At 45.8% G+C, this 14,524-nt stretch carries 17 protein-coding genes; 7 read left to right on the top strand and 10 right to left on the bottom strand.

Annotated elements, in window-relative coordinates:
- Nucleotides 1–17 precede the first annotated feature (17 nt).
- The 6 genes from Q7A_RS03205 to Q7A_RS03180 are packed head-to-tail and all read right to left on the bottom strand — an operon-like array spanning nucleotide 18 to nucleotide 3,235.
- Nucleotides 18–242 (bottom strand): BolA family protein, encoded by a 225-nt coding sequence (locus tag Q7A_RS03205; RefSeq protein WP_014705898.1) that lies wholly within the window; start codon nucleotides 240–242, stop codon nucleotides 18–20.
- 21 nt (nucleotides 243–263) lie between these two features.
- Nucleotides 264–560, bottom strand: a complete 297-nt coding sequence (locus Q7A_RS03200) for an STAS domain-containing protein (RefSeq protein WP_014705897.1) — start codon at nucleotides 558–560, stop codon at nucleotides 264–266.
- Nucleotides 557–1,183 (bottom strand): MlaC/ttg2D family ABC transporter substrate-binding protein, encoded by a 627-nt coding sequence (locus tag Q7A_RS03195; RefSeq protein ID WP_014705896.1) that lies wholly within the window; start codon nucleotides 1,181–1,183, stop codon nucleotides 557–559. The genes Q7A_RS03200 and Q7A_RS03195 overlap by 4 nt, the downstream gene beginning before the upstream one ends.
- A gap of 1 nt (nucleotide 1,184) precedes the next feature.
- Complete coding sequence (gene mlaD, locus Q7A_RS03190; RefSeq protein ID WP_014705895.1) at nucleotides 1,185–1,649, bottom strand: outer membrane lipid asymmetry maintenance protein MlaD; 465 nt, start codon at nucleotides 1,647–1,649, stop codon at nucleotides 1,185–1,187.
- Entirely contained in the window at nucleotides 1,650–2,432 is a 783-nt protein-coding gene (gene mlaE / locus Q7A_RS03185) for a lipid asymmetry maintenance ABC transporter permease subunit MlaE (RefSeq protein WP_014705894.1), read from the bottom strand.
- On the bottom strand, nucleotides 2,429–3,235 hold the full coding sequence (locus Q7A_RS03180) for an ABC transporter ATP-binding protein (protein WP_014705893.1): 807 nt from the start codon (nucleotides 3,233–3,235) through the stop codon (nucleotides 2,429–2,431). The genes mlaE and Q7A_RS03180 overlap by 4 nt, the downstream gene beginning before the upstream one ends.
- Nucleotides 3,236–3,437: 202 nt before the next feature.
- On the opposite strand from Q7A_RS03180, the gene Q7A_RS03175 reads away from it, so the two are divergent.
- From Q7A_RS03175 to Q7A_RS03165, 3 genes are read left to right on the top strand one after another with little or no spacing between them, the layout of a single operon-like run.
- Nucleotides 3,438–4,001 (top strand): SRPBCC family protein, encoded by a 564-nt coding sequence (locus tag Q7A_RS03175; protein WP_014705892.1) that lies wholly within the window; start codon nucleotides 3,438–3,440, stop codon nucleotides 3,999–4,001.
- A complete protein-coding gene (locus Q7A_RS03170) occupies nucleotides 4,001–4,993 on the top strand; it encodes a YVTN family beta-propeller repeat protein (protein ID WP_014705891.1) in 993 nt (330 codons plus the stop codon). The genes Q7A_RS03175 and Q7A_RS03170 overlap by 1 nt, the downstream gene beginning before the upstream one ends.
- Nucleotides 4,994–4,999: 6 nt before the next feature.
- Nucleotides 5,000–5,755, top strand: a complete 756-nt coding sequence (locus Q7A_RS03165; RefSeq protein WP_014705890.1) for a class I SAM-dependent methyltransferase — start codon at nucleotides 5,000–5,002, stop codon at nucleotides 5,753–5,755.
- 6 nt (nucleotides 5,756–5,761) lie between these two features.
- Here Q7A_RS03165 and Q7A_RS03160 read toward each other — a convergent pair whose 3' ends face one another.
- The 3 genes from Q7A_RS03160 to Q7A_RS03150 are packed head-to-tail and all read right to left on the bottom strand — an operon-like array spanning nucleotide 5,762 to nucleotide 10,080.
- A complete protein-coding gene (locus tag Q7A_RS03160; RefSeq protein WP_014705889.1) occupies nucleotides 5,762–7,084 on the bottom strand; it encodes a replication-associated recombination protein A in 1,323 nt (440 codons plus the stop codon).
- Nucleotides 7,084–7,716 carry an outer membrane lipoprotein chaperone LolA gene (gene lolA / locus Q7A_RS03155; protein ID WP_014705888.1) on the bottom strand — a complete coding sequence of 211 codons (633 nt, stop codon included), beginning with the start codon at nucleotides 7,714–7,716 and terminating at the stop codon, nucleotides 7,084–7,086. Before lolA ends, Q7A_RS03160 begins: the two co-directional genes overlap by 1 nt.
- A 60-nt stretch (nucleotides 7,717–7,776) precedes the next feature.
- On the bottom strand, nucleotides 7,777–10,080 hold the full coding sequence (locus Q7A_RS03150) for a DNA translocase FtsK (protein WP_014705887.1): 2,304 nt from the start codon (nucleotides 10,078–10,080) through the stop codon (nucleotides 7,777–7,779).
- Nucleotides 10,081–10,482: 402 nt separating this feature from the next.
- Here Q7A_RS03150 and trxB point away from each other — a divergent pair, with 402 nt between their 5' ends.
- From trxB to Q7A_RS03130, 4 genes are read left to right on the top strand one after another with little or no spacing between them, the layout of a single operon-like run.
- Complete coding sequence (trxB, locus tag Q7A_RS03145; RefSeq protein WP_014705886.1) at nucleotides 10,483–11,421, top strand: thioredoxin-disulfide reductase; 939 nt, start codon at nucleotides 10,483–10,485, stop codon at nucleotides 11,419–11,421.
- A 54-nt stretch (nucleotides 11,422–11,475) separates the two neighbouring features.
- Complete coding sequence (locus Q7A_RS03140; RefSeq protein ID WP_014705885.1) at nucleotides 11,476–11,922, top strand: universal stress protein; 447 nt, start codon at nucleotides 11,476–11,478, stop codon at nucleotides 11,920–11,922.
- Between the two features lie 7 nt (nucleotides 11,923–11,929).
- Nucleotides 11,930–13,183 (top strand): MFS transporter, encoded by a 1,254-nt coding sequence (locus Q7A_RS03135; RefSeq protein WP_014705884.1) that lies wholly within the window; start codon nucleotides 11,930–11,932, stop codon nucleotides 13,181–13,183.
- A 26-nt stretch (nucleotides 13,184–13,209) separates the two neighbouring features.
- On the top strand, nucleotides 13,210–14,247 hold the full coding sequence (locus Q7A_RS03130; protein WP_014705883.1) for a GGDEF domain-containing protein: 1,038 nt from the start codon (nucleotides 13,210–13,212) through the stop codon (nucleotides 14,245–14,247).
- Here Q7A_RS03130 and Q7A_RS03125 read toward each other — a convergent pair whose 3' ends face one another.
- Nucleotides 14,248–14,523, bottom strand: coding sequence for a c-type cytochrome (locus Q7A_RS03125; protein WP_041354289.1), 276 nt, complete (start codon nucleotides 14,521–14,523; stop codon nucleotides 14,248–14,250).
- Nucleotide 14,524: the final 1 nt, after the last annotated feature.

The following is a 14,524-nucleotide window of genomic DNA, read 5'->3' as shown; positions in this document are numbered from 1 at the left end:
AAGATTAAGGGAATGGATTAGCGAGAGACGCCCGTTTTCAGTGACAATGCGTGTACAGCACCGCTACTGAAGCTGTCACCCAAGGTTGCTTTGACTATACGGTGTTGTTCTATCAGGCTTTTTCCAGAGAATGACGGACTAAAAACCCGAGCATCAAAATGCTGGCCATCTTCACCAAACACTTCAACATCAGCATCGGGTAAGCCTGCTTCAATCATTACTTTGATATCTGCTGCTTTCATGTTTCACCACTTAAATTATAGTTATTGCAGAGGAAGAAGTTCTTCCAGTCCGCTTGCTTCTGCCATCGCCAGCATCTGTGCCGGCATATTAAAATAACGAATCGGCTTGTTTAATTTTTCAGCCTGACGCATCCATTCGATCAATAAAGCCAATCCGGCACTATCACTGCGACTGACTTCAGTTAAATCAACATCGAGCGTATCCGTTTCAACAAACAATTGATCCGTCATATAGATACCGCTGGCCGCCGTATCAAACGTCAACTCTCCGGACACCAGGATACGTTTGGTGACATCATCAAAAATCAGCTTCATCATCTGGCTTTATCATTGCGTTTGGCAAGGTTTTCAATCAACGCATCCATGCCACTAGTTCGGATATCACGGTTAAAGGTTGAGCGGTAATTAGTGACCAGACTGATGCCTTCGATTTTGACATCGTATACTTTCCATTCATCGTTCTTGTCTTTATAAAGCGACAATGCCATTGGAACCGAAGGACCATTTGGCTGAACTACTTCCATTGGCACACTTACCCGGCCTTTTTCCACATCATCACGAAAAGGCAGAAAGCGGATTTCTTCGTTGGTATATTCCAGCATTGCCGTGGCATAGGTTCTGACCAGCAGCAGACGGAATTCCTCAACAAATTTGGCCTGTTGTTCAGCAGATGCATCGCGCCAGCTTAGACCTAATGCCAGTTTGGCCATACGCTCGAAATCGAAATGTGGAAACAGAATATCCTGCACCAGTGTATAGATTTTCTGCGGATTGGTTTCCAGTTCAGCTTCATTCTCCTTCAAAGCTTTCAGCATGTTGTCTGAGGCTTCTTTCACTAAAGCCTGTGGTTCCGGCATCGCCTGAGCAGATGCGCTGAACGCCAGCATGCCCAGCAAAAATGCTGCCATTAACTGGAGAGATACCTGTTTAAATTTAATCATCTTATTCACCTTCCGCTGTACTGTACAAGAATTGACCAATCACCTGCTCCAATACCACCGCTGGTTGAGTCAAATCAATCACATCACCGTCTTCCAGGAAAAAATCATCCGCACCTGGCGATAGACTGATGTATTGCTCTCCCAGCAGACCTGCAGTAAAGACACTGGCAGAGGTATCTATCGGAATGTTGTCATACTGTGGATAGATATTAATGGTGACTTTTGCATCATAGGTGTCAGGATCCAGTGATATTGATGTCACACGACCAACTCTTACGCCAGCCATCGTCACTGGAGATCGTGGCTTCAAACCACCAATATTCTGAAAATTGGCGACGACTTCATAGCCTTTTTCATCAGTAATATCGCCAAGGTTACTGACCTTCATAGCCAACACAAATAAGGCTGCCATGCCAGCGGCGACAAACAAACCGACCATAATTTCGGTACTTCTTTTCGAATTCATTTAAACATCTCCAAACATCAACGCAGTCAGAACAAAGTCCAGGCCGAGAATAGCGAAAGCGGAATGGACAACTGTCCGCGTTGTGGCGCGCCCCACACCTTCCGAAGTTGGTGAAGCATCATAACCTTCAAACAGAGCAATCCATGTCACGACAAAACCAAAGACAATACTTTTTATTACCCCGTTCAGGATATCTTCATACCAGTCAGTTTTAGCCTGCATCTGCGACCAGAAAGCACCATCATCGACACCGAGCAGGCCATGTCCAACCAAAAAAGCACCAAATATTCCTACAGCACTGAAGATAGCGGCCAGTAATGGCATGGATATAAGACCGGCTAAAAATCTTGGAGCAATGATACGGCGCATCGGATCGACAGCCATCATTTCCATCCCTGATAACTGTTCTGTACTTTTCATTAAACCGATTTCAGCCGTCAGGGCTGAACCAGCTCGACCAGCAAACAGTAATGCACTGACAACCGGACCAAGTTCTCTGACTAATGACAATGAAACCAGCACACCTAAGGATTCTTCAGCACCAAAATCTACCAGCGTATTATACCCCTGAAGCCCAAGAACCATGCCGACAAATAAGCCGGATATCAATATGATGAGTATTGATAAAACGCCCACATAAAATAATTGCTGAACAACCAGTGAAAAGCGGAATACCGAGCTTGGAATCCCTGCCAGCATCTGCACTAAGAACAAATGGCCCCGTCCAAGTCGCTGAAAGGTATTTTGTCCCCAGCGACCAAGGCTGCGCAGCAGCTCGATCATTGTGTTTCCTTTGAATTCAACAGATCATTTTTAAAATCATTACCCGGGTAATGAAACGGAACCGGTCCATCTGGCAAACCCTGTAAAAATTGCTTCACCCACTCCGAGCCAGAAGTTTTCAGCGTTTCTGGATTACCTTTCTCAATGACTTTTCCACCGGATAACAGATAAATTTCATCCGCAATTTTGGTGGTTTCAGCGACATCGTGAGATACGATAATACTGGTGAGCCCCATGGCATCGTTGATACGGCGTATTAGGTTCACCAGCGTTCCCATTGAAATGGGATCCTGTCCGGTAAAGGGCTCATCATACATAATCATCATCGGGTCCAGTGTGACGGCTCGGGCCAAAGCAACTCGGCGTGCCATACCACCAGATAACTCAGCCGGCATCATCTCCCGGGCATTTCTTAAGCCCACGGCCTGGAGTTTCATTAACACCAGATCACGAATCATGGATTCGGGTAACCTGGAATGTTCACGCAATGGAAAAGCAACATTTTCAAAAACATTGAGATCGGTCAGCAATGCACCACTTTGAAACAACATTCCCATTCGCTTGCGCAATTCGTAGAGCTTGGAGTGAGAAAGCTTGTGGACATTTTGACCGTCAACTTCAACAGTGCCGCGATCCGGTTTAAGCTGACCGCCAATCAGTTTCAACAGCGTGGTTTTACCCGTACCACTCGGCCCCATGATAGCGGTTACCTTACCTTGGTAGATATCAATATCCACACCGCTGAAGATAACTTTGTCTCCACGGTTAAAATACAAATCCCTGATTTTGATCAGTGGCGCCATTTATTACTGCCGATATTAGATATAAAGATCAGTAATTTTCTTGAATCGCTGTAGTTAAGTCAAATCGCTGTGTGGAAAAACCATTCTGTATCGGCTAAAGTGTTGTCGCCATGTTAAGTTTGAGGAACTAGCTCCATGGGTATTGACTCAAAGTTCCTGCAGATGTTTTGGTAAACCACCGATCAAACGGAGAAATTTAAGAATGAAGAAATTTTTGCAAATCGTTGCAGCCGCAGTTATCGCCTTACCTTTGGTAGCCACAGCGCACGGCCCTACTCGTCAGGAAGTTGATGAGAAAATAGTGATTAATGCTTCACCTGAGAAAGTCTGGACCATGCTCAAGGATTTTAGCGCCATTGATAAATGGCACCCAGCAGTTGAAAGTGTTGAGATGAAGAGCGATAAGGTTCGCGTTTTAACATTGAAAAGTGAAGGTAACCCGACTATTACCGAAGAGCTGGATAAAATTAACGACGAAAAAATGTCCTTGATTTACAAAATCACCGACATGAGCGTTGTTAAAACCATTACGTTTAATAGTAAAGATACGCCTTACTACACACTGCCCGTTTCTACCTACAAATCATGGATGTTTGTAAAAGAAGTTGATGGTGGTACAGAAGTCAGATGGCGTGGAAAGTTTTATCGTTCTTTCATGGGTAACCCCCCAGTGCCAGAAGGTCAGTCTGATGCTGAAGCAGTTGAAGCTGTAACGGCTGTATATAAAAGCGGTTTGGAAAACCTGAAAAACATTATGGAAAAATAATGCTTTTTTCAAAAGACCAAAATGCTTTTCTGAAAGCGGCCCTTAATCGGGTCGCTTTTTTTATATTTGTAACGACCAGCCTAAGCGCCTGTGCGGAATCAGCTAACTATGCCTTTATCACTAATCAGCTCAGTGATGACATTACGGTAATTGATATCAATAAACAGGAAGCTATTAAAACGATCACGGCAGGCAAAGCCCCGGCAGGCGTGGCATTAAGTCAGAATGGACAACGGCTGATGGTGACCAATCCAGACAGTCAGAATATTTCCGTGATTGATGCGCGTAAATTAACTGAAATCAGCCAGATTACAGTCGGTCAGGGACCGGTAGGTATCGCCACTAACCATGATGGCAGCATTGCTTATGTAGCTGACTGGTATGAACATAAAATCAGTATTGTCGAAGTTGATGAACAACAAATCCGTCACCGTATCGATGTAGGGAAATCACCTGCAGGTATTATCCTCGATGAATCACGTAACCGATTATATGTTGCTAACCGTGATGACAACACTGTCAGCATCATTGACACTATTACTGAACAGGTGCTGGAAACCGTAAAGGTTGGCAAATCACCGTTTGGCCTTGCATTAACGGCGGATGGTCAACGGCTTTTCAGCGTGAATGTTCAGGATAACAGTGTAACGATGATTGATACTGATAACTTGACTGTAGCGGCCACCATTGCGGTTGGTGAATGGCCCTACTGTGCGGTGGCTAGCCCTGATGGCAAGTTTCTTTATGTGACCAATCAGGATGAAAACAGCGTATCGGTGATAGACATTGCTTCACAGAAGAACATTAATACAATTGAGGTAGAAGACAGTCCGGAAGGTATTGATATAACAGCCAATGGTAAACATCTCTACGTTTCCAACTGGGGTAGTGACAGTGTATCCATCATTGATACGACTACAGGCAAACGTATTACTGATGTTAAAACCGGAAAAGGCAGCCGTGCTTTTGGTGATTTTATTATCAGTCAATAATCTGCTGTGACAATTCAGATAACTTCTCTGGCTGTAACCGATGCCACTTTGAGCGATAGGGCAGTATTACTGGCCGAGCAGCTTAATCTTGAATTGAAGTTGCCTGATGCAGAACAAGCCCAGCTGATTTTAACCCCTACCCGGCTGGAAATTCGTTATCCCGAGCTGGGGGGGCCGGTTTTTATCGATTTTGTTAGCGGTAAAAATCAGCACCGACGTCAATTTGGTGGGGGACGGGGTCAGCCACTGGCGAAAGCTGTAGGCCTTAAAAAAGGTGCTAATCCAACTATCATTGATGCCACTGCCGGTTTTGGCAGAGATGCTTTTGTATTTGCCAGTCTCGGTTGTCAGGTGACAATGATTGAACAGCAACCACTTGTAGCAGCTCTATTGGCCGATGCGATGCAACGAGCACAAACTGATGCAGAGACGGCACAAATTATCTCGCGCATGCAGTTACACCAGGGCGATGCTACCAAGTATTTAGCCAGCCTTAGCGAAGCAGAAAGACCGGATGTGGTTTATCTGGATCCGATGTATCCAGCACGAGAAAAATCAGCTCTGGTCAAAAAGGAAATGCAGCTTTTACATCAGCTGGTCGGACCCGATAGTAATAGTGCCGAATTAGTCAATATTGCACGTAAAGTTGCGTTAAAACGGGTAACCGTTAAACGACCAAAAGGTGCTGAATTTTTTGCCGATCAAAAACCACACGTCAGCATTGAAAGCAAAAATACCCGTTACGATATTTATACTGGTTAATTTCAGTTAGCGGCGTTGTTTATCCAGTTCTCTCAAATGCGCCAGTTTTTCGGCAATTTTGATTTCCAGACCACGGTTAACCGGCTGATAATAGTGTCGCTGAGGCATCGTTTCAGGAAAGTAATTTTCACCCGCCGCATACGCATCGGGCTCATCATGTGCGTAACGATATTCCTTGCCATAATCCAGCTCTTTCATCAGCTTGGTCGGGGCATTACGCAAATGCAAAGGCACTTCGGCTGAACCAAAGTTCCTGGCATCCTGCATCGCCGCTTTAAAAGCGGTATATACAGCATTACTTTTTGATGCACTGGCCAGATAGACCACGGCTTGAGCAATCGCCAGTTCGCCTTCAGGACGACCCAGTTTATCAAAACTTTCCCAGGCATCCAGCGCAATACGCAAGCCCCGCGGATCAGCATTACCGATATCTTCAACCGCCATCCGCACAATACGTCGCATCAGATAAACCGGATCGCAACCGCCGTCCAGCATCCGGCACAACCAATACAACGCTCCATCGGGCGAAGAGCCGCGGACCGATTTATGTAATGCCGATATCTGATCGTAAAAAGCTTCTCCGCCCTTATCAAATCGTCTTAAAGTGCCCGATAACACTTCGGCCAGATCTGTCTCATCGACTTCGGTTTGCTGTTTACTGTCTGCTAAATCAATGGCAATTTCCAACAGGTTCAGCACCCTTCGGCCATCACCATCAGCTGCTTGTGCCAACTGTTCACGTAACTTATCGCTCATAGCGATATCACGGCCAGCAAGTCCACGAATACCATCCTGCATCGCCCGCTCAATGATCAGTTTTAAATCATTAATTTCCAGCGACTTGAGCACATACACGCGTGCCCGTGATAACAATGCGTTATTTAATTCAAATGATGGGTTTTCAGTGGTGGCACCGATAAAGGTAAAGGTGCCGTCCTCTACATAGGGAAGAAAAGCATCCTGCTGCGACTTGTTAAACCGATGTACTTCATCGACAAACAGCATGGTGCGGCGACCACGTTCCTGTTGCAGCTGTTTGGCTCTGGCGACGGCTTCACGAACTTCTTTGACCCCGGCCAATACAGCCGAAATACTGATAAATTCCGCATCACAGTAACCGGCGATCAATCGTGCCAGCGTTGTCTTACCGGTTCCAGGAGGGCCCCAGAAGATCATTGAATGCGGCTGGCCTGTGGCGATGGCTTGCCTTAATGGCTTCCCCTCAGCCAGTAAATGTTGCTGACCGATATATTCTTCAAGCGACTGTGGCCGCATCCGATCAGCCAATGGGCGGCCGACCTGTGGATGCAGGTTATCAAACAGACTCATTAGGGAACGTCGCCCACCACATCAACACCTGACGGCGCTTTGAATTCGAATCTTGATGCCGGTAAATCGGGATTAATCTGCAGATTTTTAAACACCAGACGGGTGCGCTGGTCAAAACTATCTACCATCAGCATTTCACGAATCCCCTTTTCATCAAAAGCCAAAGCGACGGTCTGGTAATTGTTATCATCCGCTTTTGGTACCAGTCGAACCCATTGCAAATCGTCTTCCGATTCCAGTTCCTGAATATCGTATTCCGATTCTGGCAGGGTATTGCCTGATAATAAACCTGCCGGCGTCTCAGCTAAGGCTTCATCCTGTAACTTGACAGTAATTTGTTCCAAATCGACATCGTAAAACCAGATCCGCTCGCCATCAGCTACGATTTGTTGAGGGAAAGGCGTTTCATAATCCCAACGGAATTTACCAGGTCTGGATAACAGAAACTGGCCGGTTGCTTCTTCTACGACCTGACCATCAGTATCAATCACGGTTTGCTGGAAGTCCGCTTCCAACTGGGAGACCTCCTGAACAAATGTATTGAGCCTATCAACAGCTGATTCTGCAAATGCCAATGATGGCAGAACTAACCATCCAAGCATCAACCACTGTGTTGCACAGCGTTTTATCATTTCTTTACTCCAAATCATTTCAGGAACAACTAAGACATCAACTGTTACTAACTAATTGCATTAATTACGCGGAGGGGGTGCTAATACTTCACGACTACCATTGGTTTGCATTGCTGAAACCACACCTGCAGCTTCCATCGCTTCGACAATGCGAGCCGCGCGGTTATAGCCGATTTTCAGGCGACGCTGTACTCCGGAAACAGAAGCGCGGCGGCTTTCAGTCACAATCTGCACCGCTTGATCATAGAGTGGATCAGATTCTCCATCACTGGCATCACCGATGCCGCTGCCACCCTCGTTATCATCATCAGTATTATCCTGGGTAATTTCTTCCAGATAATTTGGGCCGCCCTGAGTTTTCAGAAAATTCACCACAGCATGCACTTCATGATCATCGACAAAGGCACCATGCACACGCTCCGGTAATCCACTGCCCGGGGGCAGATACAACATATCGCCCTGTCCTAATAGCTGCTCCGCTCCCATCTGATCAAGGATAGTGCGTGAATCAATTCGCGACGATACCTGAAACGCCATTCGTGTGGGTATATTGGCTTTAATCAAGCCGGTAATGACATCGACCGATGGTCTTTGGGTTGCCAGAATCAAATGAATACCGGCAGCACGTGCTTTTTGGGCCAGTCGAGCAATCAGTTCTTCAACCTGTTTGCCGACCACCATCATCATATCTGCCAGCTCGTCGATAATCACCACGATAAATGGCAAGGTTTCTAGTGTTGGAATCGGTTCCCCGGGTAAAACTTCAGCCATTGGATCCGGAATAGGCTCGCCATTATCAATCGCATCCTGAACTTTTTTATTAAACCCAGCGATATTTCTCACGCCCAGTGCCGCCATCAATGGATAACGTCGTTCCATTTCAGCAACACACCAACGCAACGCATTGGAGGCTTCTTTCATATCGGTAACCACCGGCGTCAATAAATGTGGAATATCTTCATAAATCGATAATTCCAGCATTTTGGGATCCACCATAATCAGCCGAACCTCTTTCGGGGTGGCTTTGTATAGCAGACTTAAAATCATGGCATTTACTGCGACAGACTTACCTGAACCCGTTGTACCCGCAACCAGTAAATGCGGCATTTTTTCAAGGTTAGCCACCACAGGCCTACCGGCAATATCTTTACCCAAGGCCATAACCAGCGGTGATTTACTGTTTTCATAATCACTACAGGCGAGAATTTCGCGTAACCGAACTACTTCACGGATTTCGTTGGGAATCTCCAAACCCACATAGGGTTTACCCGGAATAATCTCAACAATGCGCACACTGGTGATCGATAAGGCTCTGGCCAGATCTTTCGCCAGACCACTGATGCGGCTAACCTTGATACCGGCTGCAGGCTGTAATTCAAAGCGGGTGACTACCGGGCCAGGCTGAACCTCGACCACCTGCACTTCCACGCCAAAGTCTTTTAACTTCAACTCCACCAGACGCGATAGCGCTTGTAATACATCTTCACTGTAACCGGCTGTGACAGCTTTTGGCAGATCCAGTAACGACAGCGTCGGCATGCCGGGTGCGTCAGGTGTCTCGAATAAGGGTTGCTGACGTTCTTTTTCTTCGCGCTTGCTGGGCTCTTTTACCTGCAACTTTGGCTCAACTCTGACTTTGGCCTTGTGCTGCATTTTTTCTTTCTGGGCAATAAACGTTTCTTCGCGTTGCTGACGGGTGCGTCTAACCTGCAAATTTTCCTTTAATTCACGACTCCAGCGAGCCACATGAATTAACACCACCATGGCCATCGCACCAAGACGGTCAATAACCATCAGCCAGGATAAACCGGTAAACAACGTTACCCCGGTCAATAGCAGCGCCAATAGCAATAAACTGGTTCCGGAAGCACCAAAAACCGATTCAAAACCATGGCCGACCACTTCACCCAGCACCCCGCCAGCCCCTAATGGCAACAAATCGGCGTAGTCCATTAAACTCAAGGAAGACAAACCACTGGCTGCGGCCAAGGCCATTACTAATCCAACTGATTTCAATACCCAGAAATGTAATGCATCGTCGCCATCGGCACGTTTGCCCCAACTGAATAAAAGCCAGCCACTAAAGCCCACCATAAATGGCGCAAGATAAGCCGGGAAACCAAAGCCGTACAGCAAAGCATCCGCAAGCCATGCGCCGACAATACCACCGCGATTGGCAATCAGATCATCTGTTCCGGTGGTTGACCAGCCGGGGTCGGTAGGTTCGTAGGTTACTAAAGACAGTAATAAATAAGCCGCTAATGCGAGCGCCAGAATCAGTGCCGCTTCACGAAGTCTGAATCCGACTGCGCCAGCGGTGACATCCTGTTTATTTTTGTCGTTTGCCCGTGTCGCTTGTGCCAATGTGATAATTCCAATGAAGCCAATTGATTAAGCGCAAATTCTAACACAGGTTTTAACAGCTGATGCTTGTCCAAAAGCAAAGCAATGGGTACTCTAGGGCCTATTTATCTTTCACAGCCTACGCTGTTGTGAATTGAAAAAACATCACACAAGGTGCGAGGAGTGAAGTTTTGTTGTTCTAAATGAATAAGGAGCAACACCGGGTGGCGTTTTTTTCAATCACAACCCGAAGGGCTGGAGCTCTTTTTCCGCCCTCCTGCGTTGGAAATGATTGAGGTAGAATAACTACATCGCATCATTTCCGCCTTGTTGGACGAAAAAAAAGTCTCCAGCAGCGGAGGCTGTGAAAGATAAACAGGCCCTCATCACTTACTTTTTTATTCGATACTGGGAGACACTCTTATGGCGGACAGCAAACACTGCCGACTACTGATTTTAGGCTCTGGTCCGGCGGGCTATACGGCCGCGGTTTATGCTGCTCGTGCTGCTTTGGAACCCGTTTTAATTACTGGTATTGAACAAGGAGGTCAGTTAACCACCACCACCGATGTCGATAACTGGCCTGGTGATGCCGATGGTGTGCAAGGCCCGGAATTAATGCAGCGTATGCAAAAACATGCAGAACGTTTTGGTACCGATATTATCTTTGATCATATCCATACTGCGGATGTAACTCAGCGCCCATTCAAATTAACCGGCGATGCTGGAGAATACACAGCTGATGCATTAATCATTGCTACCGGAGCGTCTGCAAAATATCTGGGTATGGATTCTGAAGAAGCCTTTAAAGGCCGCGGTGTTTCAGCCTGTGCCACCTGCGATGGTTTCTTCTATAAAAATCAACCTGTTGCCGTCATCGGTGGCGGTAACACAGCAGTTGAAGAAGCATTGTATTTATCGAATATCGCTTCCAAAGTCACCGTAATTCATCGCCGTGATAGCTTCCGCAGTGAAAAAATTCTCAGTAATCAGTTACTGAAAAAAGCCGAAACCGGTAATGTGGAAATTCTCTGGAATCATACGCTTGATGAAGTGCTGGGGGATGATGCCGGCGTCACGGGTATTCGTGTTAAAAGCACGGAAACAGACAATACCCAGGAAATTGCCGTTCAAGGTGTGTTTATTGCCATCGGCCATCAACCTAACACCTGGATGTTTAAAGGTCAGCTGGAAATGCAGCACGACTACATTATCCTCAAGAAAGGTACCCAGACCAGTATTCCTGGGGTATTTGCCGCAGGTGATGTGTCGGATCCTATTTACCGTCAGGCGATTACCTCAGCCGGAGCCGGCTGTATGGCGGCGCTGGATGCTGAACGTTTTCTGGAAAGTGAAAAATAAAAACTATTCAGGCAGGGGCCTCCCCTGCCTTGTATATCCCTAGGAGAAAGACCCATGGCACTTTATCAACATATTCTGATTGCAGCGGATTTTTCCAACCATACGGATATGGTGATTCATCGAGCCAAAGCACTGGCAGCGGCCAACAATACACGTTTGAGTTTATGTCATATCGTAGAGGATTTTCCACTTACAGATTTTGCTTATGAGCCAATGATTAGTGTTGATGCCGATATGCGCGAGGCCTTACTCGATGCAGGCAAAAAACAACTGACCGCTTTAGGACAAAAATTTGATATTGAGCTAAACAATCAATGGATTGAATTTGGCAGTCCAGGGCGGGATATTGTGCGTATTGCCGAGGAAAATAATGTTGATTTGATTGTCGTGGGCTCTCACGGTCGTAAAGGCATTAAAATGCTACTGGGTTCCACCGCCAATGCTGTACTGCATCATGCTGGGTGTGACGTTTTAGCGGTCAGATTAAAGGACGAAAGTTAAGTCACAGATGACTTTACGCCTGTCCTCTTTAGGACCGTTTCTTGCTGTGGCGTTTATCAACGCCATGGTGGATCTGGGCCACAAAATTATTGTGCAAAACACCATCTTCAAAATTTATGATGATGCAGCGCAAGTCGGCCTGACAGCCGTTGTGAATGCATTAATATTATTACCCTTTATTTTATTGTTTACCCCGGCAGGTTATCTTTCAGATCGATTTGCCAAACCCGGTATTATGCGCTGGTCGGCTTTTTCTGCCGTCATTGTGACTTTATTGATTACACTCTCCTATTATCAAGGCTGGTTCATTTTTGCCTTTGCGCTAACCTTTGTTTTAGCAGCACAAAGTGCGATCTACTCTCCCGCCAAATATGGCTATATCCGCGAGCTGGCCGGTAAAACTGAACTTGCCCCTGCCAATGGTTTTCTGCAAGCCACTACCATCGTGGCAATACTAAGTGGGATATTTGTCTTTACCATCTTGTTTGAAAGCATGTTAAGCGGTCAGGTGTATCAAAACGAAGCCGATATTATTCGGCTGATTGCACCTCTCGGATGGTGTTTAGTGGGACTGTCATTATTCGAGTTATGGTTGGCATGGCGTCTGCCAATATTGCTTCCCAGCCAGGCAGAGCGGCGTTTTAACTGGGGAGCCTATTCGCAAGGTAAGCAACTAAAAACCAACGTAAAACTGGTGACGACCAATCCGATAATCTGGTTTTCGATACTGGGATTGTCTTTATTCTGGGCTTTATCCCAAACCATGCTGGCCGTCTTTCCAGCTTTTGCCAAAATCGTGCTGAGTGAAGACAATACGATTGTCATTCAGGGGTTATTAGCCTGCTCGGGCCTGGGCATTATCAGCGGTTCTCTTCTGGCCGGAAAACTCTGTCGTAAACAGATTCACTTCCCAATTATTGTGTTGGGAGCATTAGGGTTGATAGTAATGTTATTTCTCATCCCCTACCTCAGCTCTGTCTGGCTATTCGCCCTGGCAATAATTGGCTTTGGTTTTTTTGGTGGTTTGTTTATTATTCCACTCAATGCATTAATTCAGATGCATGCTGATATCACGCAACTGGGAAGCGTATTGGCTGCTAATAACTGGGTACAGAATCTGGCGATGATCAGTTTTTTAATGCTGACATATCTGGTAGCCAAAGCAGATACACCCAGTGCATTATTTTTACAATATTTACCTTGGTTAGCTGTACTATTGATTATCCCAATTCTCATTAAATTAAAACGCAAATTTGTCTGATAAAAACTCACTAAGAAGGATTTTTTGTGTCAACGTCATCATCATTCCCACCCGTTTACACTGAACCTTTTCATCAGGCCTCTGAAAATCTGCGCCGAGCATTACCCTTTATCAATCAGCATCAAACCCCGGTTAACCCGGTAAATTACGCCGTCTGGTATGAATATGTCTCAGGCACCAATCAGGCATTAAAAAAAGCGATTGACAGTCGATTACAACAGAAACAGAAAATCACAGCGGAAATCACTCAGCAGCTTTATGAAAAATACGTCTTAATGGGCATGCCTGAAAGGCTTGAGGCCACTAATAATGGCCTTAGACTGGTCGTCGACAACACGATGAATCAAATCAATAAGGTTGAACTGGCAGCTGATGACTTTTCAGAAGATTTAGCTGTTCAGCAAACGAGACTGGAACAATCCGAGGATATTTCAGTAATCAAAGGTGTGTTGTCAGAAATACTGGAAAATACTCGTCGACTCGGACAGTCAGGTAATGAACTGAAACAAGAACTGGCTGAAACCACACAGGAAATTCTGAAACTCAGATCAGAATTGGAAGCCGTAAAACAGGAAGCCATAACTGACGGGTTAACTGGTCTGTTAAATCGTCGCTACCTCAACAAAGAACTTGCCGAGTTGTGCCATCAAGGTAAAAACGTATTTACATTAGCCCTGTTTGATCTCGATAACTTTAAACAGGTGAATGACAGGTTCGGTCATTTACTTGGGGATCGCGTCCTGCAATTCTTTGCCAGTCTGCTGAAAAAACATTGTGAGAATCAACAACATATTGCAGCACGTTTTGGTGGTGAAGAGATGGCGTTGATTTTTATTGATACTCCATCAAACATAGCAATGCAAATTGCCGATACTATTCGTCAGCAACTCGCGGGAAGTAACCTGAAGAAAAAAGACAGCACTGAAACCATTGGAGCGGTGACTGTTTCGGTTGGCCTGAGTCAATATCAGCCCGGGGATACCACATTGAATATTATTGAACGTGCCGATGTCGCTTTATATGAATCAAAAGCGGCTGGCCGAAATTGTATTACGTTACGTTAATTAGAACTTGTAAAACTGGCTATTGAGATACTCGACCACCTGTTTTTGTTGATCAGGTGTCCAGTTAACGTCAGCAGCAATCGCACAATTAGCAACTCGTTTATTTAATCCATCCAAACTCTTAACTCCTCGCTCATCTCGCGTGTAGAGAGAGTTTGGCTGACCACCAGTCAATGACGCATGGCATTGCATACAGTTGGCATCATGTAATTGTTTTCCCTGTGCCAGCGCCGTAGCGCTGACAGTGAGGAAAATCATAGCCACTAAATAACGCATA

It is taken from the genome of Methylophaga nitratireducenticrescens (assembly GCF_000260985.4).
Taxonomy (GTDB): domain Bacteria; phylum Pseudomonadota; class Gammaproteobacteria; order Nitrosococcales; family Methylophagaceae; genus Methylophaga; species Methylophaga nitratireducenticrescens.
The sequence above is the reverse complement of the archived record's forward strand: the minus strand, read 5'-3'. Positions and strand labels throughout refer to the sequence as shown.

Bases quoted from the DNA above. Each gene is read 5' to 3' on its own strand.
- Q7A_RS03205 (WP_014705898.1), bottom strand. From the start codon at position 242: ATGAAAGCAGCAGATATCAAAGTAATGATTGAAGCAGGCTTACCCGAT.
- Q7A_RS03200 (WP_014705897.1), bottom strand. From the start codon at position 560: ATGATGAAGCTGATTTTTGATGATGTCACCAAACGTATCCTGGTGTCC.
- Q7A_RS03195 (WP_014705896.1), bottom strand. From the start codon at position 1,183: ATGATTAAATTTAAACAGGTATCTCTCCAGTTAATGGCAGCATTTTTG.
- mlaD (WP_014705895.1), bottom strand. From the start codon at position 1,649: ATGAATTCGAAAAGAAGTACCGAAATTATGGTCGGTTTGTTTGTCGCC.
- mlaE (WP_014705894.1), bottom strand. From the start codon at position 2,432: ATGATCGAGCTGCTGCGCAGCCTTGGTCGCTGGGGACAAAATACCTTT.
- Q7A_RS03180 (WP_014705893.1), bottom strand. From the start codon at position 3,235: ATGGCGCCACTGATCAAAATCAGGGATTTGTATTTTAACCGTGGAGAC.
- Q7A_RS03175 (WP_014705892.1), top strand. From the start codon at position 3,438: ATGAAGAAATTTTTGCAAATCGTTGCAGCCGCAGTTATCGCCTTACCT.
- Q7A_RS03170 (WP_014705891.1), top strand. From the start codon at position 4,001: ATGCTTTTTTCAAAAGACCAAAATGCTTTTCTGAAAGCGGCCCTTAAT.
- Q7A_RS03160 (WP_014705889.1), bottom strand. From the start codon at position 7,084: ATGAGTCTGTTTGATAACCTGCATCCACAGGTCGGCCGCCCATTGGCT.
- lolA (WP_014705888.1), bottom strand. From the start codon at position 7,716: ATGATAAAACGCTGTGCAACACAGTGGTTGATGCTTGGATGGTTAGTT.
- trxB (WP_014705886.1), top strand. From the start codon at position 10,483: ATGGCGGACAGCAAACACTGCCGACTACTGATTTTAGGCTCTGGTCCG.
- Q7A_RS03140 (WP_014705885.1), top strand. From the start codon at position 11,476: ATGGCACTTTATCAACATATTCTGATTGCAGCGGATTTTTCCAACCAT.
- Q7A_RS03135 (WP_014705884.1), top strand. From the start codon at position 11,930: ATGACTTTACGCCTGTCCTCTTTAGGACCGTTTCTTGCTGTGGCGTTT.
- Q7A_RS03125 (WP_041354289.1), bottom strand. From the start codon at position 14,523: ATGCGTTATTTAGTGGCTATGATTTTCCTCACTGTCAGCGCTACGGCG.